At 48.8% G+C, this 24,719-nt stretch carries 23 protein-coding genes; 12 read left to right on the top strand and 11 right to left on the bottom strand.

Translation table 11 applies throughout. The features are described 5' to 3' along the window. Positions 1-8: 8 nt before the first annotated feature. Positions 9-464 carry an Lrp/AsnC family transcriptional regulator gene (locus LC084_RS01550; protein ID WP_226568756.1) on the bottom strand — a complete coding sequence of 152 codons (456 nt, stop codon included), beginning with the start codon at positions 462-464 and terminating at the stop codon, positions 9-11. A gap of 115 nt (positions 465-579) precedes the next feature. Between LC084_RS01550 and LC084_RS01545 the strand changes: the two genes are divergently transcribed. Next, positions 580-1,623, top strand: a complete 1,044-nt coding sequence (locus tag LC084_RS01545; RefSeq protein ID WP_226568754.1) for a PLP-dependent cysteine synthase family protein — start codon at positions 580-582, stop codon at positions 1,621-1,623. 174 nt (positions 1,624-1,797) lie between these two features. Further along, on the top strand, positions 1,798-2,493 hold the full coding sequence (gene queC, locus LC084_RS01540) for a 7-cyano-7-deazaguanine synthase QueC (RefSeq protein WP_226568752.1): 696 nt from the start codon (positions 1,798-1,800) through the stop codon (positions 2,491-2,493). A 43-nt stretch (positions 2,494-2,536) separates the two neighbouring features. Here queC and LC084_RS01535 read toward each other — a convergent pair whose 3' ends face one another. From LC084_RS01535 to bolA, 9 genes are all read right to left on the bottom strand, one after another. Continuing rightward, positions 2,537-2,935, bottom strand: coding sequence for an acyl-CoA thioesterase (locus LC084_RS01535; RefSeq protein WP_226571104.1), 399 nt, complete (start codon positions 2,933-2,935; stop codon positions 2,537-2,539). 99 nt (positions 2,936-3,034) lie between these two features. Next, the gene (locus LC084_RS01530) at positions 3,035-3,343 is read right to left on the bottom strand and encodes a ComEA family DNA-binding protein (protein ID WP_226568750.1); all 309 of its coding nucleotides are present in this window, start codon (positions 3,341-3,343) and stop codon (positions 3,035-3,037) included. Between the two features lie 144 nt (positions 3,344-3,487). Continuing rightward, positions 3,488-5,362, bottom strand: a complete 1,875-nt coding sequence (ppiD, locus tag LC084_RS01525; RefSeq protein ID WP_226568748.1) for a peptidylprolyl isomerase — start codon at positions 5,360-5,362, stop codon at positions 3,488-3,490. Between the two features lie 225 nt (positions 5,363-5,587). After that, positions 5,588-5,896, bottom strand: a complete 309-nt coding sequence (gene hupB, locus LC084_RS01520; RefSeq protein ID WP_226568746.1) for a nucleoid-associated protein HU-beta — start codon at positions 5,894-5,896, stop codon at positions 5,588-5,590. Positions 5,897-6,092: 196 nt separating this feature from the next. Next, a complete protein-coding gene (lon, locus tag LC084_RS01515; RefSeq protein WP_226568744.1) occupies positions 6,093-8,447 on the bottom strand; it encodes an endopeptidase La in 2,355 nt (784 codons plus the stop codon). A 218-nt stretch (positions 8,448-8,665) separates the two neighbouring features. Beyond that, complete coding sequence (gene clpX / locus LC084_RS01510) at positions 8,666-9,940, bottom strand: ATP-dependent protease ATP-binding subunit ClpX (RefSeq protein WP_226568741.1); 1,275 nt, start codon at positions 9,938-9,940, stop codon at positions 8,666-8,668. A 132-nt stretch (positions 9,941-10,072) separates the two neighbouring features. Further along, the gene (gene clpP / locus LC084_RS01505; protein WP_064599259.1) at positions 10,073-10,696 is read right to left on the bottom strand and encodes an ATP-dependent Clp endopeptidase proteolytic subunit ClpP; all 624 of its coding nucleotides are present in this window, start codon (positions 10,694-10,696) and stop codon (positions 10,073-10,075) included. A gap of 289 nt (positions 10,697-10,985) precedes the next feature. Beyond that, positions 10,986-12,284, bottom strand: a complete 1,299-nt coding sequence (gene tig, locus LC084_RS01500) for a trigger factor (protein WP_226568739.1) — start codon at positions 12,282-12,284, stop codon at positions 10,986-10,988. A 509-nt stretch (positions 12,285-12,793) separates the two neighbouring features. Further along, positions 12,794-13,108: a transcriptional regulator BolA gene (gene bolA, locus LC084_RS01495; protein WP_226568737.1), complete on the bottom strand. Its 315-nt coding sequence runs from the start codon at positions 13,106-13,108 to the stop codon at positions 12,794-12,796. Between the two features lie 302 nt (positions 13,109-13,410). On the opposite strand from bolA, the gene LC084_RS01490 reads away from it, so the two are divergent. From LC084_RS01490 to LC084_RS01455, 8 genes are all read left to right on the top strand, one after another. Further along, positions 13,411-13,989, top strand: a complete 579-nt coding sequence (locus LC084_RS01490) for a lipoprotein (RefSeq protein WP_226568735.1) — start codon at positions 13,411-13,413, stop codon at positions 13,987-13,989. Positions 13,990-14,038: 49 nt separating this feature from the next. Beyond that, entirely contained in the window at positions 14,039-15,514 is a 1,476-nt protein-coding gene (gene ampG, locus LC084_RS01485) for a muropeptide MFS transporter AmpG (RefSeq protein WP_226568733.1), read from the top strand. Between the two features lie 496 nt (positions 15,515-16,010). After that, a complete protein-coding gene (gene cyoA / locus LC084_RS01480; protein WP_226568731.1) occupies positions 16,011-16,967 on the top strand; it encodes a cytochrome o ubiquinol oxidase subunit II in 957 nt (318 codons plus the stop codon). Between the two features lie 5 nt (positions 16,968-16,972). Continuing rightward, on the top strand, positions 16,973-18,964 hold the full coding sequence (cyoB, locus tag LC084_RS01475) for a cytochrome o ubiquinol oxidase subunit I (RefSeq protein WP_226568730.1): 1,992 nt from the start codon (positions 16,973-16,975) through the stop codon (positions 18,962-18,964). Next, complete coding sequence (locus LC084_RS01470) at positions 18,954-19,562, top strand: cytochrome o ubiquinol oxidase subunit III (protein ID WP_226568728.1); 609 nt, start codon at positions 18,954-18,956, stop codon at positions 19,560-19,562. Before cyoB ends, LC084_RS01470 begins: the two co-directional genes overlap by 11 nt. Then, positions 19,562-19,891 (top strand): cytochrome o ubiquinol oxidase subunit IV, encoded by a 330-nt coding sequence (locus tag LC084_RS01465; RefSeq protein WP_226568726.1) that lies wholly within the window; start codon positions 19,562-19,564, stop codon positions 19,889-19,891. Before LC084_RS01470 ends, LC084_RS01465 begins: the two co-directional genes overlap by 1 nt. Positions 19,892-19,902: 11 nt before the next feature. Continuing rightward, positions 19,903-20,790 (top strand): heme o synthase, encoded by an 888-nt coding sequence (cyoE, locus tag LC084_RS01460; RefSeq protein ID WP_226568724.1) that lies wholly within the window; start codon positions 19,903-19,905, stop codon positions 20,788-20,790. A 180-nt stretch (positions 20,791-20,970) separates the two neighbouring features. Continuing rightward, the gene (locus LC084_RS01455; protein ID WP_226568723.1) at positions 20,971-22,335 is read left to right on the top strand and encodes an MFS transporter; all 1,365 of its coding nucleotides are present in this window, start codon (positions 20,971-20,973) and stop codon (positions 22,333-22,335) included. Positions 22,336-22,380: 45 nt separating this feature from the next. Here the strand turns inward: LC084_RS01455 and LC084_RS01450 are convergent, their stop codons facing one another. Next, positions 22,381-22,872 (bottom strand): YajQ family cyclic di-GMP-binding protein, encoded by a 492-nt coding sequence (locus LC084_RS01450; protein WP_226568721.1) that lies wholly within the window; start codon positions 22,870-22,872, stop codon positions 22,381-22,383. Between the two features lie 306 nt (positions 22,873-23,178). Here LC084_RS01450 and panE point away from each other — a divergent pair, with 306 nt between their 5' ends. Further along, positions 23,179-24,093, top strand: coding sequence for a 2-dehydropantoate 2-reductase (gene panE / locus LC084_RS01445; protein WP_226568719.1), 915 nt, complete (start codon positions 23,179-23,181; stop codon positions 24,091-24,093). Then, positions 24,053-24,643, top strand: a complete 591-nt coding sequence (gene yajL, locus LC084_RS01440; RefSeq protein WP_226568717.1) for a protein deglycase YajL — start codon at positions 24,053-24,055, stop codon at positions 24,641-24,643. Before panE ends, yajL begins: the two co-directional genes overlap by 41 nt. Positions 24,644-24,719: the final 76 nt, after the last annotated feature.

Genomic DNA, 24,719 nt, shown 5'->3' with positions numbered 1-24,719 from the left:
ACGTGTGCCTACAGTGGCAATGATGTGGTGTATTTTATCTGCTCCATGGCAAAACTCGAAGTGACATCGCTCAGACCCGGCACATTGTTGACCAAACGCTTATAAAAATCATCAAACCGCTTCATATCCGCCACCTGTACGCGCAACAAGTAATCGTATTCACCGGCCATGCGCCAAAAACCCAACACCTCAGTCATGGCAGAAACAACACTGACAAACTGGTTATACCATTCACTACTGTGATTCTGCGTTTTTATCAGCACAAATGCCGTGAGGTTCAGCCCCAAAAGTTCTGGGTTTAACAATGCCACTTTGCCCAGGATATACCCTTCATCCTCAAGGCGTTTCAGCCGTTTCCAGCAGGGTGTTGTGGTCAGATTAACGGCATCCGCCAACGCCTGCAAAGAGCATGTGCAGTCTTCCTGTAATAGCGCTAACAAATGACGATCTGTTTTATCTAACATTCCCACCTCAAAGAGAAATATTTTCTCTTAATGGTCAACATGACAGGCAAAATAGCAACTTTTTTCCCTGCAAGCTACGGTACGCTGAGCACAAATTGACAAACAGGCAAGAACTATGAACAACTGGGTAGCACACGCCATTCGTGAAATTAATGCAGATTACCAACGTTCCGCAGATACTCATTTAATTCGCCTGGCACTGCCGGCGTTTCCGGGCATATATATCTATCTTAAAGATGAGAGCACCCATCCAACAGGTAGCCTGAAACACCGCCTGGCCCGCTCACTATTTTTGTACGGGCTGTGCAATGGCTGGATCAAGGAGGATACCACGATTATTGAGGCATCTTCCGGTTCTACTGCTGTTTCTGAAGCCTACTTCGCACGTTTGCTGGGGCTGCCTTTTATTGCCGTTATGCCGGGCTGTACGGCCAGGCGTAAAATTGAGCAGATTACGTTTTATGGTGGCCGCTGCCATTTTGTCGACAGCCCTTGTCAAATTTATGATGCATCCGAAACACTGGCCCGCGAGCTTAATGGCCATTATATGGACCAGTTCACTTATGCTGAACGGGCAACAGACTGGCGTGGTAACAATAATATTGCTGACAGTATTTTTCGCCAGATGGCAAACGAACCTTACCCCGAACCTGAGTACATCGTCATGAGCGCTGGCACAGGTGGGACATCAGCAACCATTGGCCGTTACTTACGCCATCAGGGGCATAAAACCCGCCTGATGGTTGTCGACCCGGAAAACTCAGTGTTTCTGAACTACTGGCGAGATGGTGACAACCAGCGCCGGAGTGATACGGGAAGCCGCATTGAAGGAATTGGACGCCCGCGCGTGGAACCATCATTTATTCCCGGGGTGATTGATGACATGATGCGTGTACCAGACAGTGCCACAATTGTTGCCATGCAGTGGCTTGAAACTGTACTAGGCCGCAAAGTGGGCGCGTCAACAGGTACCAATATGTGGGGTGTACTGAGCCTTGCAACACAAATGCGTGATGCCGGCCAAACCGGTTCAATTGTTACCTTACTGTGTGACAGCGGTGAACGTTACCTGGAAAGTTACTACAACCCTGAATGGGTTGCAGCCAACATTGGCGACCTGAGCGAATCCCGCCAGGCTTTACAAGCGTTGCTGAAATAACAGGCTAGCTGCATTCAGGCTGATGCATGGCCAGTCAGACAACCCAACAGCAAAAAATAACCAGGTGCGGGTTTGATTTGAATCAAACCCGCACCTTCCTTCTTATGAAGCTGGTGAGCCAGCGGCAGGCGCGTTACCATACCCCATCTATTCTCATTTATTACAAGGTTTACTATGAAACGTGCTGTTGTCGTGTTCAGTGGTGGGCAGGACTCCACTACTTGCCTGATTCAGGCACTACACCAGTATGACGAAGTGCATTGCGTCACATTTGATTATGGGCAACGCCACCGGGCTGAAATTGATATAGCGCGTGAACTGGCACTGAAACTGGGGGCCTGTGCACACAAAGTGCTGGATGTCGGTTTGCTAAATGAACTGGCGGTAAGTAGCCTGACCCGTGATAGCATCCCGGTTCCTGATTATGACCCGAATGACAGTGGTATCCCCAATACATTTGTTCCTGGGCGCAATATTCTGTTTTTAACCCTGGCCGCGATTTACGCCTGGCAAGTAAAAGCCGAAGCGGTTATTACCGGTGTATGTGAGACGGATTTCTCCGGTTACCCGGATTGCCGCGATGAGTTCGTGAAAGCACTGAACCACGCCGTTAACCTCGGCATGGCCAGTGAGATTCGCTTTGAAACACCATTGATGTGGATAGATAAAGCGCAGACCTGGGCTTTGGCTGATTACTGGGGAAAACTCGATTTAATTCGCGCTGAAACACTAACCTGCTATAACGGCATTAAGGGAGATGGTTGCGGCGAGTGCGCATCCTGTCACCTGCGTGCCAATGGCCTGAAACACTACCTGGCCGATAAAACCGCCGTCATGGCAGAAATGAAGCAAAAAACAGGGCTGCGCTAAAGCCGCTAATCCAACTGGCACGCTAAGGCATGCCAGTGTGGGTTTAACCAATCATCTGCATCAGTTTCTCTTTTAACTCACCTTCTACTGGCAGCGCTTTCTGGCTCTTCAAATCGACACATACAAATGTAATCAGTGCATCCGCCACCACTTCTCCCCCAGGCTGGAGTGTAATAACCTGGCTTAGTACACCACTCTTCCCGTTGAGTTGTTTAAGTGCGCTGGTCACCAGTAAACGCTCCCCCAGCAAAGCCGGACGCCGGTAGTTGATATTGATATTGACGACGACAAAGGCAATATTTTGTGCACTCATCCAGCGGAAGCTTTCTTCTTCTTCCAGGGCGGCCCAGCGGGCTTCTTCGAGGAACTCTAAATAACGCGCATTATTCACATGCTGGTAAACATCCAAATGGAACCCACGAACAGTGATTTCAGTCTGCATAGCCATAGCCTGTATGCCTTGTATGTTGTTATGAGTAATGAGGTCACACCAACTGGTATGACCTCATTATTGTGGCAAAAATTAACAGTTATGCAACATTCACAATGTGATGCGTTCGATATTCCGTTCAACCAGTGAATGGCCAATACCCGGCACATCACTCAGTTCGTCAAGTGAGGAAAAGGCTCCGTACTGTTCACGCCATTCAATAATTGCCTGCGCTTTTTTCAGGCCAATACCGCTCATGGCACTGGCTAACTCCTGAGCGCTGGCCTGGTTAATACTGACTTTTTCTGCTGCGCTGGCCGCAGCCTGAACAGATGATTCAGGCTGTGCCCAGGCGGGCGATATCCCAATGCCCATACCCAAAGCCAGAACCAAAGCTACAGATTTAAAACTGGTCTTCATGCCGTTTCTCCTTGTGTTTTAACAGCCTGTGAACAGTAAACTGAACAAAACTGGAGAACAAACGGTGAATTATAGAAATGGAAAGGGCCGCGAAAGCGGCCCTTGTCTGTTGCAATTTATTGCAAAAGGATGCGATCAGGTTTGTTATTGCTGCTGTTGCACAATATCACTGACTTTGATTTTCGCTTCCTTACGCAATGTATTGAGCAGCGATTCCAGCGCAATTTGCGCGTTATTATTGGCAACCTGGCTTGCCATGGCAGATTTTTGTGCTTCTGGCATGTCACCAGCTTCTACAGAATCCAGTGCAATAATAAGTACATTGCCCTGCAAATCATTACTGGTGCCATAAACCGGCTGGTCTTTCGCTGGTAACGGCAGTTCAAAAGCCGCTCGTGTAACCGGGTCCTGACCACTGCGCGTAAGCGTTTGTTTTTCGCCAAAGGTAAGGCCCGCCGCTTTCATGGCATCGTCGCCTTTACCGGCTTTTAACTCAGTAAGCAGTTTGCTGGCCTGAATACGGGCCTGTTCACTGGCTTTCTGCATTTTCACTGCAGCGACTACCTGGTCATGTACCTCTGACAAAGGCTTAGTGCTTTCTGCTTTATGCTCCGCGATACGCACAACAAACGCGCGATCACCGTCTACAGTGATGATGTCAGAGTTACTACCCGGCGCACCATCCTGCCCCAGCAAGCCACCGTTGAAGATTGCATCGGTCACTGGTTTAAAGTTCAGTTCAGCCGGAACGGAATCCTGCGAGAACCAACCAGTTTCTACCGCTTTAACACCGGCAACCTGCTCTGCTGCTTCCAGAGACTGGTTGTCGTTACTGGCTGCATCACTGACTTTCTGTTGCAGTGCATAATAGGCATCCAGCGCTTTTTCGCCTTTCACTTTTTCCGCGATTGAGTCACGCACATCTGCCAGTGGTTTAAGTACTGCAGGCTGAATGTCATCGAGGCGAACAACCAGGAAACCTACAGAAGATTTAATAACGCCTGACAACTGCCCTTTTTCGGTCAGCCCGGCATTTTTCAGTTCATCCGGTGTGGTTGATAGCTCCAGCCACCCCATATCACCGCCTTTACGGGCAGAAATAATATCCGTGGATTTCTCTTTCGCCAACGCGGCAAAATCAGCACCCTTTTTCAGTGCATCCAGCACGTCCTGCGCGTCTTTTTCCGTTTTGGTCTGAATCACACTGTAACGATCACGCTGGGGTTGAGTAAACTCAGCACGGTGCTCATCGTAATAGGCCTGAATATCGGCGTCAGTCACGTTAGCTTTCATATCCGCGGCATCCAGTTTGATATAACTGACGCGGAATTGTTCCGGAACGAGGTAAAGTGACTGGTGCTGGTCGTAATATGCTTTAACAGCATCTTCTGGTGCAGTTTGCTTCTCTGCCAGCGCTTTCACATCAATAGTGGCTTCACGGACAACACGTTTTTGAGAAACAAGTGCAGCCAGGCGATTTTCTTCACCAGGCAGAATAAAACCAGTGCCTTCTACCGCATCAATCAACTGTTGAGTTGTGAGCTGGTGGCGCAGAATTTCTGCGTAGCGTTCTGGTGTATACCTGGCGTTAGCCAGAACAGTATTAAAACGATTGTTATCGAATTTACCGTTATTCTGGAAAGCCTGGGTGTTGAAGATATTCTGTTTAATCTGGTCATCGCTAATGCTCAGGCCCAGATGTTTTGCGTACTGGTCTATCAGTGCTTCGTCAATCAGACGCTGCAGGATTTGTTGACGCATTTCCTGCATATAGCCAGCGTTGGAAGCCAGTACGGAATACTGATCGCCCAGCTTTTGTTGCATGCTGCTGCGTTCTGCGGTTACCGCATTTTCAAATTGTGCACGGTCAATTTTCTGGCCGTTAACTTTTGCGGCAAAATCGTTGCTACCGCCAATGAGGTAACTACTTACTCCTGTCAAAATGAATGACAGGATAATTATCCCCAAAATGATCTTGAGTACGACATTGCTGGATGCCGCACGTAACGTGTCCATCATGGTGTAACAACACTCCGCTGTAATGTGACAAAAACCTGGTGTAATGGCATGTTCAACATGGTTACTCTCCTACAGCCCTTACACGCGAAAGCGTATTGTGAAAGAAACTGGAGCAGTTGTCAGCCCGTATCACACAGAAAGTCATACAGAAAAGAAAAAAGGCACATCTTCGATGCGCCCTTAAGCTGTTTACTTGCCAGCGCCCCGCCCTGACGGGGGTACTAATCAGTTAACCGCGTCTTTCAGCGCCTTACCTGCACGGAAACCCGGAACTTTTGCAGCAGCAATGGTAATTTCTGCACCTGTCTGTGGGTTACGACCCGTACGGGCAGCACGTTCACGAACGGCAAAAGTACCAAAGCCAACCAGTGCTACGTCGTCCCCAGATTGCAGGGATTCAGTAACGGAAGCAATCAAAGCGTCTAATGCACGTCCAGCCGCAGCTTTGGAAATATCAGCATTTGCGGCAATTTTGTCGATCAGTTGAGATTTATTCACTCTTCTCTTCCTCTGTTTATTTTTTTTGTATCGCACCTGAATCCTTCGAAGTACGACCGCGAAGCAGTTATATCAGGCCTGCCATGCCCTTACAACTCCCAACTCGATGTTTATTTGGTCAGGAGAAGGGCATTTCCCCAGCCAGCGTCTAAAGTAGCCAGACGAAAAAAGGCTGGCAAGTGACAATTCACCTGCCAGCCCTGTTTTTCCTGGTACTCTTTGCGTCAGGTCACTATTTTGCGCTGACGACTTCCATCCCATACGGAGAGTTTTGCAAAGCCAGAGTCAGGACTTCTTCAATGCGTTTCACCGGATGAATATCCAGATCAGCCAGAATGTTGTCCGGAATCTCTTCCAGATCCCGTTTGTTTTCATCCGGGATAAGCACCGTTTTAATACCACCACGGTGAGCTGCCAGCAACTTCTCTTTCAAGCCACCAATTGGCAGCACCAAACCGCGCAGGGTAATTTCACCGGTCATAGCGACATCAGCACGCACCGGGTTACCAGTCAGGCAGGATACCAGCGCGGTACACATCGCGATGCCTGCACTTGGGCCATCTTTTGGCGTCGCCCCTTCAGGAACGTGTACGTGGATATCGCGTTTCTCGTAGAAATCGCTATTGATACCCAGCTTTTCAGCCCGTGCACGCACGACAGTTAACGCGGCCTGGATGGACTCCTGCATCACTTCACCCAACGAACCGGTATAGGTCAGTTTACCTTTACCAGGGACACATGCAGTTTCAATGGTCAGTAAATCACCACCGACTTCTGTCCATGCCAGACCTGTTACCTGACCAACACGGTTTTCGTTATCGGCACGCCCGTAGTCAAAACGCTGAACCCCGAGGAAATCCTTCAGGTTGTCGCCATTGATTTCAATTTTCTTCAATGACTTGTCCAGTAGCAGTTGTTTCACTGCTTTACGGCACAGCTTGGAGATTTCACGCTCCAGACCACGCACGCCCGCTTCACGGGTGTAATAACGGATAATGCCGACAATCGCACTGTCATCAACCTTGATTTCAGTTTTCTTCAGCGCGTTACGCTCAACCTGTTTCGGTAACAGATGCTGTTTGGCAATATTCAGTTTTTCATCTTCGGTGTAACCAGAAAGACGAATCACTTCCATACGGTCCAGCAACGGTGCCGGAATGTTCATTGAGTTGGAAGTGGCAACAAACATCACGTCAGACAGATCGTAATCCACTTCCAAATAATGGTCGTTGAATGCGATATTCTGTTCCGGATCCAGAACTTCCAGCAATGCTGAAGCCGGATCACCGCGCATGTCAGAAGACATTTTGTCGATTTCATCCAACAGGAACAGCGGGTTTTTGACCCCCACTTTCGCCATTTTCTGAATCAGTTTGCCCGGCATTGAACCAATGTATGTCCGGCGATGCCCGCGAATTTCAGCTTCATCGCGAACCCCACCTAACGCCATACGAACGTATTTACGTCCGGTAGCTTTAGCGATGGATTGCCCCAGAGAGGTTTTACCAACCCCTGGCGGCCCAACCAGACAAAGGATTGGCCCTTTAATTTTGTTTACGCGGCTCTGAACAGCAAGATACTCAAGAATACGGTCTTTAACCCGCTCCAGACCATAGTGATCGGTATCCAGAATTTCCTGAGCCTGGCGCAAATCTTTTTTCACTTTGCTGCGTGAATTCCACGGAACCTGCACCATCCAGTCGATGTAACCGCGAACGACGGTCGCTTCAGCAGACATCGGCGACATCATTTTCAATTTCTGCAGCTCAGCTTCCGCTTTTTCACGCGCTTCTTTCGGCATTTTTGCCGCTTCGATTTTGCGTTTCAGCGCCTCGGTTTCATCCGGCGCATCATCCATTTCGCCCAGTTCTTTCTGAATGGCTTTCATTTGCTCATTCAAATAGTACTCGCGCTGGCTTTTCTCCATCTGCTTTTTGACACGGTTACGGATACGTTTCTCAACCTGTAACAGGTCAATTTCCGATTCCATCATCGCCATCAGGTATTCGAGACGTTCGTTAACATCGGACATCTCAAGCACGGACTGCTTATCTGCCAGTTTCAACGGCATATGCGCAGCAATGGTGTCAGCCAGACGAGCCGGGTCATCAATGCTATTCAATGAAGTCAGCACTTCCGGCGGGATTTTTTTGTTCAGTTTGATATAGCCTTCAAACTGATTGATGGCGGTACGAACCAGAACTTCTTGTTCACGCTCTTCAATAACTGGCGACTCAAGGTATTCAGCCTGAGCAATAAAATGTTCGCCGTTATCAGAGAGCGTAGTGATCCGGGCGCGCTGCAACCCTTCGACCAGCACTTTTACCGTACCATCCGGCAGTTTGAGCATCTGCAGAATAGAAGCCACAGTGCCGACAGTGAAAAGGTCACTTATACCAGGCTCATCCGTCGAGGCTTCTTTCTGCGCCACCAGCATGATTTTCTTGTCGTTATCCATCGCCGCTTCCAGGCAGCGGATAGACTTTTCCCGTCCGACAAATAACGGAATAACCATATGCGGATAGACCACCACATCGCGCAATGGCAATACGGGGATTTCTATGCGTTCAGAACGCTCAGGATTCATAGAGCTCTCTCTTAGTTTTAACCTGTTCATACCACCATGATACAGGCGATTGTTTCCGCCAGGTGATGAGGCGCTCGTGAACCCTCTTCACGGCATCACCAACAAGTAAAACAGTATATGGGGATAATTCCCGGACATTCAACGGTAGGCAGGCAGGAAAAATAAATGGGGGATTAAATCCCCCATTTTTTGGTAACTGCTTGTTGACAAATGATTAATTATTCACCAGATGCTTGTTGTGCTTCTGGTTTGCCATAAATCAGCAGCGGTTCTGACTGCCCCGCAATAACAGACTCATCAATCACCACTTTCTCGACATCGTCCATAGAAGGTAAGTCATACATGGTATCGAGCAGTGCGGCTTCGACAATAGAGCGCAGGCCACGAGCACCGGTTTTACGCTGCATTGCTTTTTTCGCAATCGCATCCAGCGCATCATCACGGAACTCCAGTTCAACGCCTTCCAGGTTAAACAACGCCTGGTATTGTTTGGTAAGCGCATTTTTGGGCTCTTTGAGGATTTGGATCAACGCCTCTTCGCTCAATTCACTCAACGTTGCGACAACTGGCAAACGACCAATAAATTCCGGGATCAAACCAAACTTAATCAAATCTTCTGGTTCAACCTGCCCCAACAGCTGGCTTTCACTGGCTTTCTGCGATTTACCTTTTACCGTCGCGCCAAAGCCAATACCGGAACCTGTCTCAACACGGTTGGCAATAACTTTATCAAGGCCTGCAAATGCACCGCCACAGATAAACAGAATTTTCGAGGTATCAACCTGCAGAAACTCCTGCTGTGGGTGCTTGCGACCGCCCTGAGGAGGAACAGCGGCAACCGTGCCTTCAATCAGTTTCAACAATGCTTGCTGCACACCTTCACCTGACACATCTCGAGTGATGGACGGGTTATCAGACTTACGAGAAATCTTATCGATTTCATCGATATAGACTATGCCACGCTGTGCTTTCTGCACATCGTAGTCACATTTTTGCAGCAGTTTCTGGATAATGTTTTCAACGTCTTCGCCCACATAACCGGCTTCAGTCAATGTGGTTGCATCAGCCATAGTGAACGGAACATCCAGCAGGCGAGCCAGTGTTTCAGCCAATAACGTCTTACCACTACCGGTAGGCCCGATAAGCAAAATGTTACTTTTACCCAGTTCAACACCATTGCTGGAATCACCGTTACGCAGACGTTTGTAGTGGTTATACACCGCTACAGACAACACCTTTTTAGCCGGTTCCTGGCCGATGACGTAATCGTCAAGGTGACCACGAATCTCATGGGGTGTGGGCAGCGCACTACGCTCGCGATGCGGAGCCACTTCTTTAATTTCTTCGCGAATAATGTCGTTACATAAATCGACGCACTCATCGCAGATATACACTGACGGCCCGGCAATCAGCTTACGCACTTCATGCTGGCTTTTGCCGCAAAAAGAGCAGTACAGCAATTTGCCTGAACCGTCTTTGCGCTTATCTGTCATCAGTAAAACCTCTTTTCTGTTACTTTGTGCCGCACACGACGACGCAGTTGCCACTCTCAGGCGCAGCTGGCTACACGGGCTGAGCCACTATGAATACTTATTACAGTATAGCGGCTCGGCCACTCCTGGGCGTTAATTACGGTGAGTTAATATTGAGTCGACTAAACCGTACTCTACCGCTTCTGGTGCAGAGAGGAAACGATCGCGCTCTGTATCACGCTCAATTTCCTCCAGCGGTTTGCCTGTATGTTCAGCCATCAGCTCGTTCATCCGGGCTTTCACTTTCAGGATTTCACGGGCGTGGATTTCAATATCCGTTGCCTGGCCCTGATAACCGCCCAGCGGTTGGTGAATCATGACTCTGGAATTTGGCAAACAGAAACGCTTACCTTTAGTACCTGCTGTCAGCAAAAATGCCCCCATTGAAGCCGCCTGGCCCATACAAATGGTGCTGACATCAGGTTTAATAAATTTCATGGTGTCGTAAATAGACATCCCGGCAGTGATTACGCCACCAGGTGAATTAATATACAAATAAATGTCTTTTTCCGGGTTTTCTGCTTCCAGGAACAACATCTGCGCCACAATCAGGTTCGCCATGTGGTCTTCAACCTGACCCGTCAGGAAGATAACTCGTTCCTTAAGCAGACGGGAGTAAATATCGTAAGAACGTTCACCACGTGATGTTTGTTCAACAACCATCGGCACTAACGCCATATGGGGTGCAAATTGTTCTTTTTCGCCACTGTATGACATTTTCCGTCTCCTTTTTCATTGTTAGAACTGACAGGTCGTACTGATTTTACTTGAGCACACCTTGTATGACTATGTCCGGCGACCCAAAGGCTTTTTACAGACGGATTATCAACCAGTATTCCAACAGTTACCCATAAGAGATGGGGCCAGCCCCATTTATTTTCAAGCATAACAATCTTTCAGCGTTACGCTACCACTGAAAACAGGATTACGCACGTTTCGCACTGACAAAAAAAAGCCCGCCACCAACTGGAGACGGGCTTTAATACTGACAGATGTGCCAGCAGTATTACGCCTGCTGGTTCATCAAATCATTGAAGGAAACAGCTTTATCGCTAACTTTGGCTTTTGCCAGAACAGTTTCAACAGCCTGTTCTTCCAGAGCAACGTTACGCATGTTTTCCATCAGTTCTTTGTTTTTACCGTAGAATTCAATCACTTCTGACGGATCTTCGTAAGCAGAAGCCATTTCTTCAATCAGCGTTTTAACGCGGTCTTCGTCAGCTTTCAGCTCGTTGCTGCGAATAACTTCGCCCAACAGCAGGCCAACAACAACACGGCGCTTAGCTTGCTCTTCGAACAGTTCACGTGGCAGTTCCAGCGCTTGTTTTTCGTTACCGCCGAAACGCTGTGCAGCCTGGCGACGCAGAACGTCGATTTCGCTGTCGATCAGTGCAGCAGGCACGTCGATTTCATTCGCTTTCACCAGACCGTCGATAGCCTGAGACTTAATGCGGTTACGCACTGCGCCTTTCAGTTCGCGTTCCATGTTTTTACGCACTTCAGCGCGCAGACCTTCAACAGAACCATCATCAACGCCAAAACGTTTGATGAATTCCGGAGTCATTTCCGGCAGTTCGCGCTCTTCAACTTTTTTCAGGTTGATAGCAAATTTCGCTGCTTTACCTTTCAGGTTTTCAGCGTGGTATTCTTCCGGGAAAGTCACATCGATAGTGAACTCTTCGCCTGCTTTATGACCAACCAGAGCATCTTCAAAGCCAGGGATCATGCGGCCCTGGCCCATAGCCAGAACGAAATCAGTCGCTTTACCGCCTTCAAACTCTTCGCCATCAACAGAACCGGAGAAATCAACAGTTACGCGGTCTTCAGCAGCCACTTCACCATCCTTATCTTTCCAGGTAGCCTGTTGTTTACGCAGAGTTTCCAGCATTGCGTCTACATCAGCGTCAGTCACTTCAACAACCGGTTTTTCAACTTCGATTGCTTCAATGCCCTGCAGTTCAACTTCCGGGTAAACTTCGAACTCAACAGAGTAAGTGAAGTCTTCGCCCAGTTTGTATTCGCCCGGAACATAGTTCGGTGCGCCAGCCGGGTTAATTTTTTCTTTGATGATAGCATCAACGAAGTTGCGGCTCATCAGGTCACCCAGTACGTCCTGACGCACAGATGCGCCATAACGCTGAGCAACGATATTCATTGGTACTTTTCCTTTACGGAAGCCGTCAATACGGACTTTTTTAGCCACGTTGACCAGCTCGCTCTTCACCGCATTCTCGATGTTATCCGCAGCGATAGTGATAGTTACACGGCGGCCAAGGCCCTGAGTGGTTTCTACTGAAACTTGCATCTTGTTACCTCAAAAAATCACAGTGCTCGGTCAACTCTGGAAGCCCTAATGTATTTCGCTTCACAGAACCGGGATGGTTTCTGTATCCAGAACGCACTCCCTGTCACCAGAATCATCCCGAATACATTCCGAAAATTAAGACGCAGCATTATAGCGGCATCATCTGAGGGAGTCGAGAACCGCAACCACCGGATAACCGCACTGATTCACATTCTCGACATCCGTCCAGCCGTTTACCCAAATTTCTCTGATAAACAGGCAAAAGAAAACGGCCTGTAGGCCGTTTCAGACTCGTGGCAACTGGCAAACACCGCAAGTCGGGCTTGTGCACCCTAAAAATCATTTTAATGATTTCTGTTTACTGAACCCAGATAAAGAGAAGCAAGAGAAGAAATTGTTCTTCTATTGATAGCCGTACCGAAGCCAGCAAAAATAAACGGCCCGCAGGCCGTTTGTTGGAAGCCGGCTATCACCATACCGGATAACCGCCATTATTGACAATAACCCTATCAGGCCAATGTGCCCGCCCCACGGCAAGGAGGAGAAGGTAAAACCGTATCCTGCAGGTTTTCCCATTCTGAAGCAGAGTAAGTATGCAATGCCAGTGCATGCACCTGGCCTGCCAGTTCATCGGCCAGCACAGCATAGACCTTGCGGTGACGCGCTAACATGCGCTCAGCGGAAAACGCCTCACTCACCAGCACTACCTTAAAGTGGCTCTCTGAGCCCGCCGGCACATTGTGACGGTAACTTTCATCAATAATATCAAGAAATACAGGGTCAAACGCCGCCCGTAATTTAGCTTCAATCTGCGCGCGCATCATAGTAAGTTCTCCCCGACAACAATTGGTTGCCCGTCCCTTTAAATGTTAGCCGCTTTTACCTGTTAGCGAAGTAGATGGCAATAAAATTTTCCCTTAAGTCTGATTGCCCTGAAAGCAGACAACAGGTCTAATAGCCGGGGTTTTGTTGCGCGAACCTCTGTTTTTTTCTTCTTTAATACGGGGAAAAAGGCCGAAGCAGCAGATAAAACAATTTTCCCTGCTGCCCCGCTTCCTCCCATCCTCAGCAATGTTATGATGGCGGGGACTTTTTTGGATAGAAAATGGTACTTGAGAGAATAATCATGTTAAAAAAACTCTTTTTCCCGTTAATGGTGATGTTTGTCCTCGCAGGTTGCGCCACGCCGCCTAACACCATTGATGTTGCCCCGAAAATTACACTTCCTTCCCAGGATCCGAGCCTGATGGGTATTACCATCAGCATTAATGGTGCTGACCAACGTCCGGACCAGGCACTGGCGCGAATCAATCGTGATAATCAACTTGTCACGCTGACCGCCTCCCGTGACCTGCGGTTCTTGCTGCAAGAAGTTCTTGAAAAACAAATGACTGCACGCGGTTATATGATTGGCCCGAACGGCGCTGTTGACTTACAAATCATCGTAAACAAACTGTATGCCGATGTTTCACAAGGTAACCTGCGTTATAAAATTGCCACCTCTGCCGATGTTTCTATTATTGCTACCGCAAAAAATGGCAATAAGATGACTCGCACCTACCGTTCTAGTTATTCCGTAGAAGGTGCTCTGCAGGCCAGCAACAAAAATATCGCAAATGCTGTCAACAGCGTGTTGAGCGACACTATCTCTGATATGGCGCAAGACACCAGCATTAATGAGTTCATCAAACAGAACGCTCACTAAACACCAATTACAGCCAGTTTGCTCAGGCAGACTGGCTGATGAGTAAGCCATGCCCACGCAATATTTACGGATATTTCAACAGCCCCGTTCTGCTATCTTGCTGATTCTGGGGTTTGCTTCAGGACTGCCACTCGCACTCACCTCAGGCACGCTTCAAGCCTGGATGACGGTTGAAGGTATTGATCTCAAAACTATCGGTTTTTTCTCTCTTGTTGGCCAGGCTTATGTATTTAAGTTTCTCTGGTCACCCGTTATGGACCGTTATACTCCACCGTTTTTAGGGCGCAGGCGTGGCTGGCTGGTTATCACACAAATTTTTCTGGCTCTTGGAATCGCCGCAATGGGGTTTCTTGACCCGGGCAGCCAACTACGCTGGATGGCTGCGCTGGCGGTCTTAATTGCTTTCTGCTCTGCATCGCAAGACATCGTGTTTGATGCCTGGAAAACTGATGTACTTCCGGCAGATGAGCGTGGCACAGGTGCGGCAATCAGTGTATTAGGCTACCGCCTGGCGATGTTGGTATCGGGTGGGCTGGCTTTATGGCTGGCAGACAAATGGCTGGGTTGGCATGCTATGTATTGGTTGATGGCGGCCATCCTGGTTCCCTGCATTATCGCCACGCTGCTGGCACCAGAGCCTAAAGATACTATCCCTGTTCCCCGCTCGCTTGAGCAGGCCGTTTTGCTCCCACTGAAAGATTTTTTTGGCCGTAATAACGCATGGCTTATTTTGCTGTTAATTGTGCTCTACAAGCTGGGCGATGCTTTTGCCATGAGCCTGACAACCACTTTTTTGATTCGTGGCGTTGGGTTTGATGCCGGTGATGTTGGCCTGGTAAATAAAACCCTTGGCTTGTTTGCAACCATCGTTGGTGCTTTGCTGGGCGGAGTACTGATGCAGAGATTAACATTATTCCGTGCGTTGTTAATTTTCGGCATCCTGCAAGGGGCATCCAACGCGGGTTACTGGTTGCTTTCTGTCACAGACAAGCACATCTATACCATGGGTGCTGCAGTCTTTTTTGAAAACTTATGTGGCGGTATGGGTACCTCCGCTTTTGTTGCACTGCTAATGACCTTGTGTAACAAGTCTTTCTCAGCCACTCAGTTTGCACTGCTCTCTGCACTCTCGGCTGTTGGCCGTGTGTATGTCGGGCCACTGGCGGGATGGTTTGTTGAATTGTACAGTTGGCCGACATTCTATCTGTTCTCTATTTTCGCAGCCTTACCCGGCATTGCACTGTTGTTAGTGTGTAAGAAAACACTGGAACATACTCAACAGACAGAACAGTTTCTCCCCCGCGAGTTTTTCCCCGTGGCGTATGCCATCGCACTTAAAGCGCTGTTGCTGGGTTGTGTGATGTTGCTTACCGGGTTGGGTTTACTGGGGATGCAGGCTTATGGTTACCTGGCATTTTTACCTGCTGCGCATCTGTCCGAATGGGGAGCAATATTGATGGTTGCCGGGTTGTTGGGCGGAGCCCTTCTGGATATGTTGGCATTGCGTAAATCAAGCCTTATTTAATACTCAATATCAATTCTAATGATTAACTGGCTGGTATTATTTCAGCATATAATTACGTGCTGTAACAAATATGTTTATTTTTGCATCAGCCTTCCACAAAACTATATTGTTAATTTGTGCTGAATCGACAGAAATAAATTAATGCTCTACGCTTTTCATATTTACAGTTTAACGATTTAGCTATCTTTTCTTTAATATTAAGCTTTCTTAATGTCTATAATTTGTCTTATGGATGTTAATCAGTTGTTTATTTTTTAAATTGGTTATACCATTTACCCTTACAGCAACAGGCGCATGATCTGTTTAGGTTATAACAGGTGCCATTTAGCCGCCTTTTACTGGCCTTGTCACACTTAGCAACATATGTGACATGAACAGCAGAACCCGGTAACACCTTACTGACACCAAACCAATCATGTTTACAGTAATGTAACCATCCCGTAAAATGCCAGCACACTTTAAGCGCCACCAGATCCCGTGGAATTGAGGTCGTTAAATGAGACTCAGGAAATACAATAAAAGTCTGGGAATGCTGTCATTAGTTACAGCCACTGTATTACTCAGTGGATGTGACTCGGCACTTCTCAACCCTAAAGGACAGATTGGCCTGGAACAACGTTCATTGATACTGACAGCCCTGGGGCTGATGTTGATTGTTGTTATTCCGGCCATCGCAATGGCAATTGGCTTTGCCTGGAAATACCGGGCATCGAACAAGGATGCTAAGTACTCGCCCAACTGGGCACACTCAAATAAGATTGAGGCAGTCGTTTGGACTATCCCCATTCTTATCATCCTTTTCCTTGCCGTACTGACCTGGAAAACCACCCATTCACTTGAGCCAAGCCGCCCAATTGCCAGCGATCAAAAACCGCTGAAAATTGAAGTTGTCTCAATGAACTGGAAATGGTTCTTCATCTATCCGGAACAAGGTATTGCGACAGTCAACGAGATTGCCTTCCCGGCACATCGCCCTGTTGAATTCAAGCTTACCTCTGAAGATGTGATGAACTCGTTCTTTATTCCACGTTTGGGCAGCCAGTTGTACACCATGCCAGGCATGCAAACCAAACTGAACCTGATCGCAAATGAACCCGGTACTTACGATGGTATCTCTTCCAGCTACAGCGGTAAGGGATTCTCTGGGATGAAGTTTAAAGCGATTGCGACGCCTGACGAAACCGGTTTCGACCAGTGGGTTGCCAAAGTTAAACAGTCATCGCTGACAATGGATGACATGGCAACGTACAAAAAGCTGGCACAACCCAGCGAATACAACAGTGTCGAGTACTTCTCCAGCGTGAAACCTAATCTGTTCGCCGATGTGGTTAATCAGTACATGTCCCACGGTGAGCACATGACGCAAGCTGAAGGTGCAGTAATGCATCATGAAGGCATGCAGGGCATGGACATGGGCGACACGGAAACCTCTCACAAGGGCGCCGAGGAATAAATACGATGTTCGGAAAACTTTCACTGGATGCAATCCCCTACCATGAACCCATTATCGTGGTTACGGTCGCAGCCATTATTATCGGTGGTTTGGCGATAGTCGCCGCCATCACTTACTTCGGTAAGTGGACCTATTTGTGGAAAGAGTGGTTCACCTCGGTCGACCACAAAAAACTGGGCGTTATGTACGTCATTCTGGCAATTGTCATGCTGTTGCGTGGCTTTGCTGATGCCATCATGATGCGTAGCCAACAGGCACTTGCCTCCGCAGGCGAAGCTGGCTTCCTGCCGCCTCACCACTACGATCAGATTTTCACCGCTCACGGTGTAATTATGATCTTCTTCGTGGCGATGCCGTTTGTTGTCGGTCTGATGAACCTGGTTGTGCCATTGCAAATCGGCGCTCGTGACGTAGCCTTCCCATTCCTTAACAACCTGAGCTTCTGGTTCACTGTTGTTGGTGTGGTGCTGGTTAACCTGTCACTGGGCGTGGGTGAGTTTGCACAAACTGGCTGGTTGGCTTATCCGCCACTATCAGGAAGCGAGTATAGCCCTGGGGTTGGGGTCGATTACTGGATATGGAGCTTACAGCTCTCCGGTATCGGTACCACACTAACCGGGATTAACTTCTTCGTGACAATCCTGAAGATGCGCGCACCGGGCATGGATATGTTCAAAATGCCTATCTTTACCTGGGCATCTTTGTGCACCAACGTACTGATTGTCATTTCCTTCCCAATTCTGACTGCGACTATCGCACTGCTGACGCTGGATCGTTATCTGGGCACCCATTTCTTTACCAATGATATGGGCGGCAACATGATGATGTACGTCAACCTGATTTGGGCATGGGGCCACCCGGAAGTATATATTCTGGTGCTGCCGGTATTCGGGGTCTTCTCCGAAGTGACCGCCACCTTTGCGAAGAAACGCATGTTCGGTTACACCTCCATGGTGTGGGCGACCGTGTGTATCACACTGCTTTCCTTTATAGTCTGGCTGCACCACTTCTTTACCATGGGCAGCGGTGCGAACGTGAACGCCTTCTTTGGTATCACCACGATGATTATCGCAATCCCTACCGGGGTTAAGATCTTCAACTGGTTGTTCACCATGTACCAGGGCCGTATCACCTTTAACTCCGCAATGCTGTGGACCGTTGGTTTTATTGTCACCTTCTCTGTTGGTGGTATGACCGGGGTGCTGCTGGCAGTGCCTGGCGCTGACTTCGTACTGCATAACAGCCTGTTCCTGATAGCCCACTTCCATAACGTTATTATCGGTGGTGTGGTATTTGGGTGCTTCGCTGGCCTGACTTACTGGTGGCCAAAAGCCTTTGGTTTTACCCTGAATGAGAAATGGGGCAAACGCGCTTTCTGGTTCTGGATTATCGGCTTCTTTGTTGCCTTTATGCCGCTGTACGCGCTGGGCTTCATGGGGATGACTCGTCGTCTGAGCCAGCACATCGACCCGGCATTCCATCCGTTACTGATGGTAGCGGCTGGCGGTGCGGCACTGATTGCTCTGGGTATTCTGTGCCAGCTGACTCAATTCTACGTTTCTATCCGTGACCGTGAGCAAAACCGCGATCTGACGGGTGACCCGTGGGGTGGTCGTACACTGGAATGGTCAACTTCTTCTCCGGCTCCGTTCTATAACTTTGCTCAGGTACCGCACGTTCATGAACGTGATGCGTTCTGGGAACTGAAAGAGAAAGGCGAAGCATACAAAAAACCTGCGCATTATGAAGAAATTCATATGCCGAAAAACAGCGGAGCGGGTGTTGTTATCGCAGCATTTGCAACCGTGTTTGGTTTTGCCATGATCTGGCACATCTGGTGGCTGGCAATTGTTGGCTTTGCGGGCATGATTGTCACCTGGATTGCGAAGAGCTTCGACGAAGACGTGGATTACTACGTGCCGGTTGCCGAGATCGAAAAACTGGAAAGCCAGCATTTCGAAGAAATCAACAAAGCAGGGCTGAAAAATGTCAACTGATACTCTGACTCACTCAAAAGCCCATGACCATGGGCACCACGATGCAGGGCCGAATAAAGTTTTCGGTTTCTGGATCTACCTGATGAGCGACTGCATTCTGTTCTCGTGCTTGTTTGCCACCTACGCAGTTCTGGTGAACAACACTGCAGGCGGCCCGTCCGGGAAAGACATTTTCGAACTGCCGTTTGTGCTGGTTGAAACTTTCCTGCTGTTGTTCAGCTCGATTACTTATGGCTTTGCTGTCATCGCCATGAACAAAGGTAACAAGAGCCAGGTTATGTCCTGGCTTGCCCTGACCTTCCTGTTCGGTGCCGGCTTTATCGGGATGGAGCTCTATGAGTTCCATCACCTGATTGCCGAAGGCTTTGGCCCGCAACGCAGTGGTTTCTTATCAGCATTCTTCACGTTGGTGGCCACCCACGGCCTGCACGTGACCTCTGGCCTTATCTGGATGGCGGTCATGATGTTCCACATTTCTCGTCGTGGGCTGACCAGTGCTAACCGTGCACGTATCATGTGCCTGAGCTTATTCTGGCACTTCCTGGATATCGTGTGGATTTGTGTGTTCTCGGTTGTTTATCTGATGGGGGCAATGTAATGAGTCATTCAACTGATAACAGCGGCGCTCATCACGGCAGCGTAAAAACCTACCTGACTGGGTTTATTCTGTCCGTTATCCTGACCGTTATCCCCTTCTGGATGGTGATGACTGGTGCGGCTTCTCATGGCGCGCTGATAGGTGTGGTCATTGTTACCGCAGTGGTGCAGTTACTGGTTCATCTGATGTGCTTCCTGCATATGAACACATCTTCAGAAGAGCGCTGGAACCTGGTTGCCTTTGTCTTTACCGTGCTGATTATCGCCATTCTGGTGGTGGGCTCGATTTGGATTATGTGGAACCTTAACCACAACATGATGCTGGACTAAGAGCGGCGAAAATGATTAAGCAATACCTGCAAGTTACCAAGCCCGGCATTATTTTCGGGAACTTGATCTCCGTGATCGGGGGCTTTTTACTGGCCGCAAAAGGGAATATTGATTATCCCCTGTTCGGCTTTACGCTGCTGGGTGTAAGCCTGGTCGTAGCCTCTGGTTGTGTGTTCAACAACGTGATTGACCGTGACATCGACCCTAAGATGGAGCGCACCAAAAATCGCGTAATGGTAAAAGGCCTCATTTCTCCGGAAGTGGCGTTGGTTTACGGCAGTTTGCTGGGTATTGCTGGCTTCATGATGCTGTTCTTTGGCGCTAACCCGCTGGCTATGTGGCTGGCGGTAATGGGGTTCGTTGTGTATGTAGGCGTTTATAGCCTGTATATGAAACGCCATTCAGTTTACGGTACCTTGATTGGCAGCCTGTCTGGTGCGGCTCCGCCAGTTATCGGTTACTGTGCTGTCACTAACGAGTTTGACACGGGTGCGTTTATCCTGCTGGCTATTTTTAGCCTGTGGCAGATGCCACACTCTTATGCCATAGCGATTTTCCGCTTTAAAGATTACCAGGCAGCAAACATTCCGGTGTTGCCTGTAGTAAAAGGCATTTCCGTCGCGAAAAACCATATTACTCTGTATATCATTGCGTTTATGGTCGCAACGTTAATGCTCTCTTTAGGTGGTTATGCCGGGTATAAATACCTGGTGGTGGCTGCGGCAGTCAGTGTGTGGTGGCTGGGCATGGCGTTATCCGGTTATAAAACCGAAAACGACAAAATCTGGGCGCGTAAACTGTTTGTGTTCTCCATTGTCGCAATTACCTCACTCAGCGTCATGATGTCGGTGGACTTTATGGTTCCGGACTCACACAGCCTGCTGACCTACGTCTGGTAATTTTCCTGCTTCAACACAAAAGGTGCCCCTGGCACCTTTTTTTATTCATATTATTCGTATTATTTGTAGCATCAACGGCACGTTACGTGATCATCTTTGTAATATTTGCTAAACAAGCAGGCATTTACCCCACCGGACACCCCGCTCTACACTATGCCCGGCTTTTCTTCAGAGGTAACAATGAACGATAACAAAATGACACCGCTTGAATTGCGGGCAACATGGGGGCTGGGTACAGTATTTTCCCTGCGTATGCTGGGCATGTTTATGGTATTGCCGGTTTTGACAACATGGGGGATGGCCCTGCAAGGTGCCAATGAAGCACTGATAGGCCTGGCAATTGGTATTTACGGACTGGCTCAGGCTGTGTTTCAAATTCCTTTTGGCCTGCTGTCAGACCGCATTGGCCGCAAGCCGTTAATTGTTGGTGGGCTGGTTATCTTTGTCATCGGCAGCGTGATTGCCGCAACCACACACTCTATTTGGGGCGTAATACTGGGCCGGGCACTACAAGGCTCAGGTGCTATTGCCGCCGCGGTGATGGCTTTACTGTCCGATCTGACCCGGGAACAAAACCGTACCAAAGCCATGGCGTTTATCGGTGTCAGTTTCGGTATCACTTTTGCCATTGCCATGGTTGCCGGGCCAATCGTGACTCATAATATCGGTCTGAATGGCCTGTTCTGGATGATTGCCCTGTTGGCAACACTGGGGATCGTAATCACGTTACTGGTTGTCCCTGGCAGCAAAAATCATGTTCTGAACCGTGAATCCGGCATGGTACGAGGGTGTTTTAAACAGGTTCTCGCTAACCCCAGCCTGTTAAAGCTCAACGCCGGTATTATGTGCCTGCATATTTTGCTGATGTCCACGTTTGTCGCCCTGCCTGGTGAGCTGGAGTCGGTCGGGTTCCCTGCATCACAACACTGGAAACTCTACCTTGGCACCATGGTTATCGCATTTATCGGCGTAGTGCCGTTTATCATTTACGCTGAAGTGAAGCGCAAAATGAAGCGTGTTTTCGTGGGTTGCGTGGCAACATTAGTTGTTGCTGAAATCGTCCTGTGGGGCGCTGGAGAAGGTTTCTGGGAACGGGTTATCGGTGTGCAGCTGTTTTTCCTCGCGTTTAACCTGATGGAAGCCATACTGCCTTCACTTATCAGTAAAGAGTCGCCAGCTGGTTATAAAGGCACTGCGATGGGCGTTTACTCCACCAGCCAGTTCCTGGGCGTAGCGCTGGGTGGCACACTGGGTGGCTGGCTGGACGGGCACTTTGATTCACAAACCGTCTTTCTGGGTGGCGCATTAGTGGCTGTATTGTGGTTATTACTCAGCACCACCATGAAAGAACCACCTTATGTCAGTAGCCTGCGAATTGAACTGCCAGACTACGCAATTGATGACGATGTATTGAAAGCGCGCCTGCTGGAAAAAGAAGGTGTGAAAGACGCACTGATAGTCAGTGAAGAACATAGTGCCTATGTGAAAATTGACAGCAAAGTGACTAACCGTGTGGAAATTGAAGCACTGGTGAAAAGCGCCTGATCCCAGGCTAACTCAGGTGGGCTGCCAGACAGCCCACCGGGCTAATCAATCGCGGAAGTTGTTGAATTGGAATGGCTGGCCAAGGTTGCCACCACGCACCAGTGCCATAACGGACTGCAAATCATCACGTGATTTTCCGGTAACTCGCACCTGCTCACCCTGAATTTGGGCCTGAACTTTAAGCTTACTGTCTTTAATCAACTTAACGATTTTTTTCGCCAATGCTGTATCAATCCCTTGTTTCAGGCTGGTTTCCACACTCCAGGTTTTACCACTATGCTCGATGGTTTCAGGTACTTCCAGTGAGCTGCCTTCAATACCACGTTTTAGCAGTTTAGCGCGCAGAATATCCACCAACTGGCTCACCTGAAAATCAGACTCGCTCTCAACTTTGATGGTGTTATTTTTGTCATTGAACTCAAAACTGGCTGTTACATTGCGAAAGTCAAAGCGCGTTGCCAGTTCACGGGTGGCGTTTTCCACCGCATTGCGTACTTCCTGAACTTCCACTTCTGAAACAATATCGAATGACGGCATGATTCTTCTCCCCTTTATTCTGTTGCCAGCATGATACCCAGTGAAGCGCACAAAACAACCCGCAAACCATACTAAGCCGCCGGACAATGCCTGTGATGACCATTGACAGGCGCTTTTACCAGCAAAAGCATACTAACAGGGGATGGTGAGACATAGCTATTCACTGCAACATGAACATTTTCAGGTATATAATCATATCATGTGCGTTGAACTGTTCTTGATACAGGATAAACCTGTCAGGATCCGGTGTTCATGCGGCCAGAAAGGCAACATGATGTATGACGAGAAAACCTGCCAGGAGGGAAAATGAACATTACTGTACTGGGTTGTGGCGCGTTAGGTCAGATTTGGCTGGCGGCTTTATTATCCCAGGGGCATCAGGTTCAGGGTTGGTTGCGCGTGCCCCAAGACACCTTCGTATTCAACCTTGTAAACCTGGATGGCAGCAAGGTACAGCAACGTGTTCAGGCCAACTCGCTAACTCAACTTGCTCAGTGCGATCTCCTGTTGGTGACGCTCAAGGCATGGCAAGTCTCCAACGCGGTCAAAAGCCTGGCACCGCATTTACCACCATCCTGCCCGATACTGCTCATCCATAATGGTATGGGCACACTGGAAGAATTAAGGCAGTTAACTCACCCGTTATTGATGGGCGTCACCACTCACGCAGCCCGCCGGGAAGGTAACCAGATTATTCATGTTGCCAGTGGTACTACACATATTGGCCCCGGCAACAAACAAGGAGAAGCGTACAGTGAAATGGCGGATATCCTGCAAACTGTTTTGCCCGATGTCGCCTGGCATGATGCAATTCGCGCTGCCTGCTGGCGAAAGCTCACGGTAAACTGCGTTATTAACCCACTTACAGCACTGTATGATTGCCCGAATGGTGGCCTCAAAGCTTTCCCCGACCATATTAATGCTATTTGTAGCGAAGTGGCGCTGGTGATGGAACGCGAAGGGTTTCATATTTCGCTGGAAAACCTGGTGAGTTATGTAAATCAGGTTATTGATAATACAGCCGAAAACACATCATCCATGCTGCAGGATGTTCGCATTCAACGCCATACAGAAATTGATTATATTACTGGTTACCTGCTGCAACGTGGGCGAGCCCATGGCCTTTCACTGCCCCAAAATAGCCACCTCTACGAACAAATAAAACGTAAGGAGAACGATTATGAGCGCTTCGGCACTGATATGCCTGGCTCCTGGAACTGAAGAAACCGAAGCGGTAACAACTATAGACCTGCTGGTTCGCGGTGGAATTTCAGTTACAACCGCGAGTGTCGCCAGCGATGGTGATTTAGTCATCCCCTGTTCCCGAGGTGTAAAACTGCTGGCCGATGCACCATTGGTGGCAGTAGCCGATAACCCCTACGATGTTATCGTCCTACCGGGAGGCCTCGCCGGTGCAGAGTGTTTTCGCGACAGCCCGTTACTGGTTGAAACCGTACGCCAGTTTCACCTCTCTGGGCGTATTGTGGCAGCCATTTGCGCTGCCGCAGGCACGGTACTTGTTCCTCATGGCATCTTCCCTGTAGCGAACATGACGGGTTTCCCTGGCCTGAAAGACCGGATCCCCGAAGAGCAATGGCAGGAAAAGCGAGTGGTATGGGATCCCCGTGTAAATTTGCTGACCAGCCAGGGGCCGGGTACGGCAATGGATTTTGCCTTGAAGATTATCGATCTATTACAAGGTTCTGATAAAGCCCGTGAAGTCGCCAGCCAACTGGTTCTTGCTGCCGGGATTTATAACTACCAAAATTGATGTCTGAAGCACGCGGATTCATCCACGTGCCTGAGTTACCGGGCCTGAGAACCCGTATAACAATTCGCTTCTCTGG

This window comes from Mangrovibacter yixingensis, assembly GCF_020523985.1.
In the GTDB taxonomy this organism is placed as follows: domain Bacteria; phylum Pseudomonadota; class Gammaproteobacteria; order Enterobacterales; family Enterobacteriaceae; genus Mangrovibacter; species Mangrovibacter yixingensis.
This window is presented reverse-complemented; position numbering and strand designations above follow the sequence as displayed.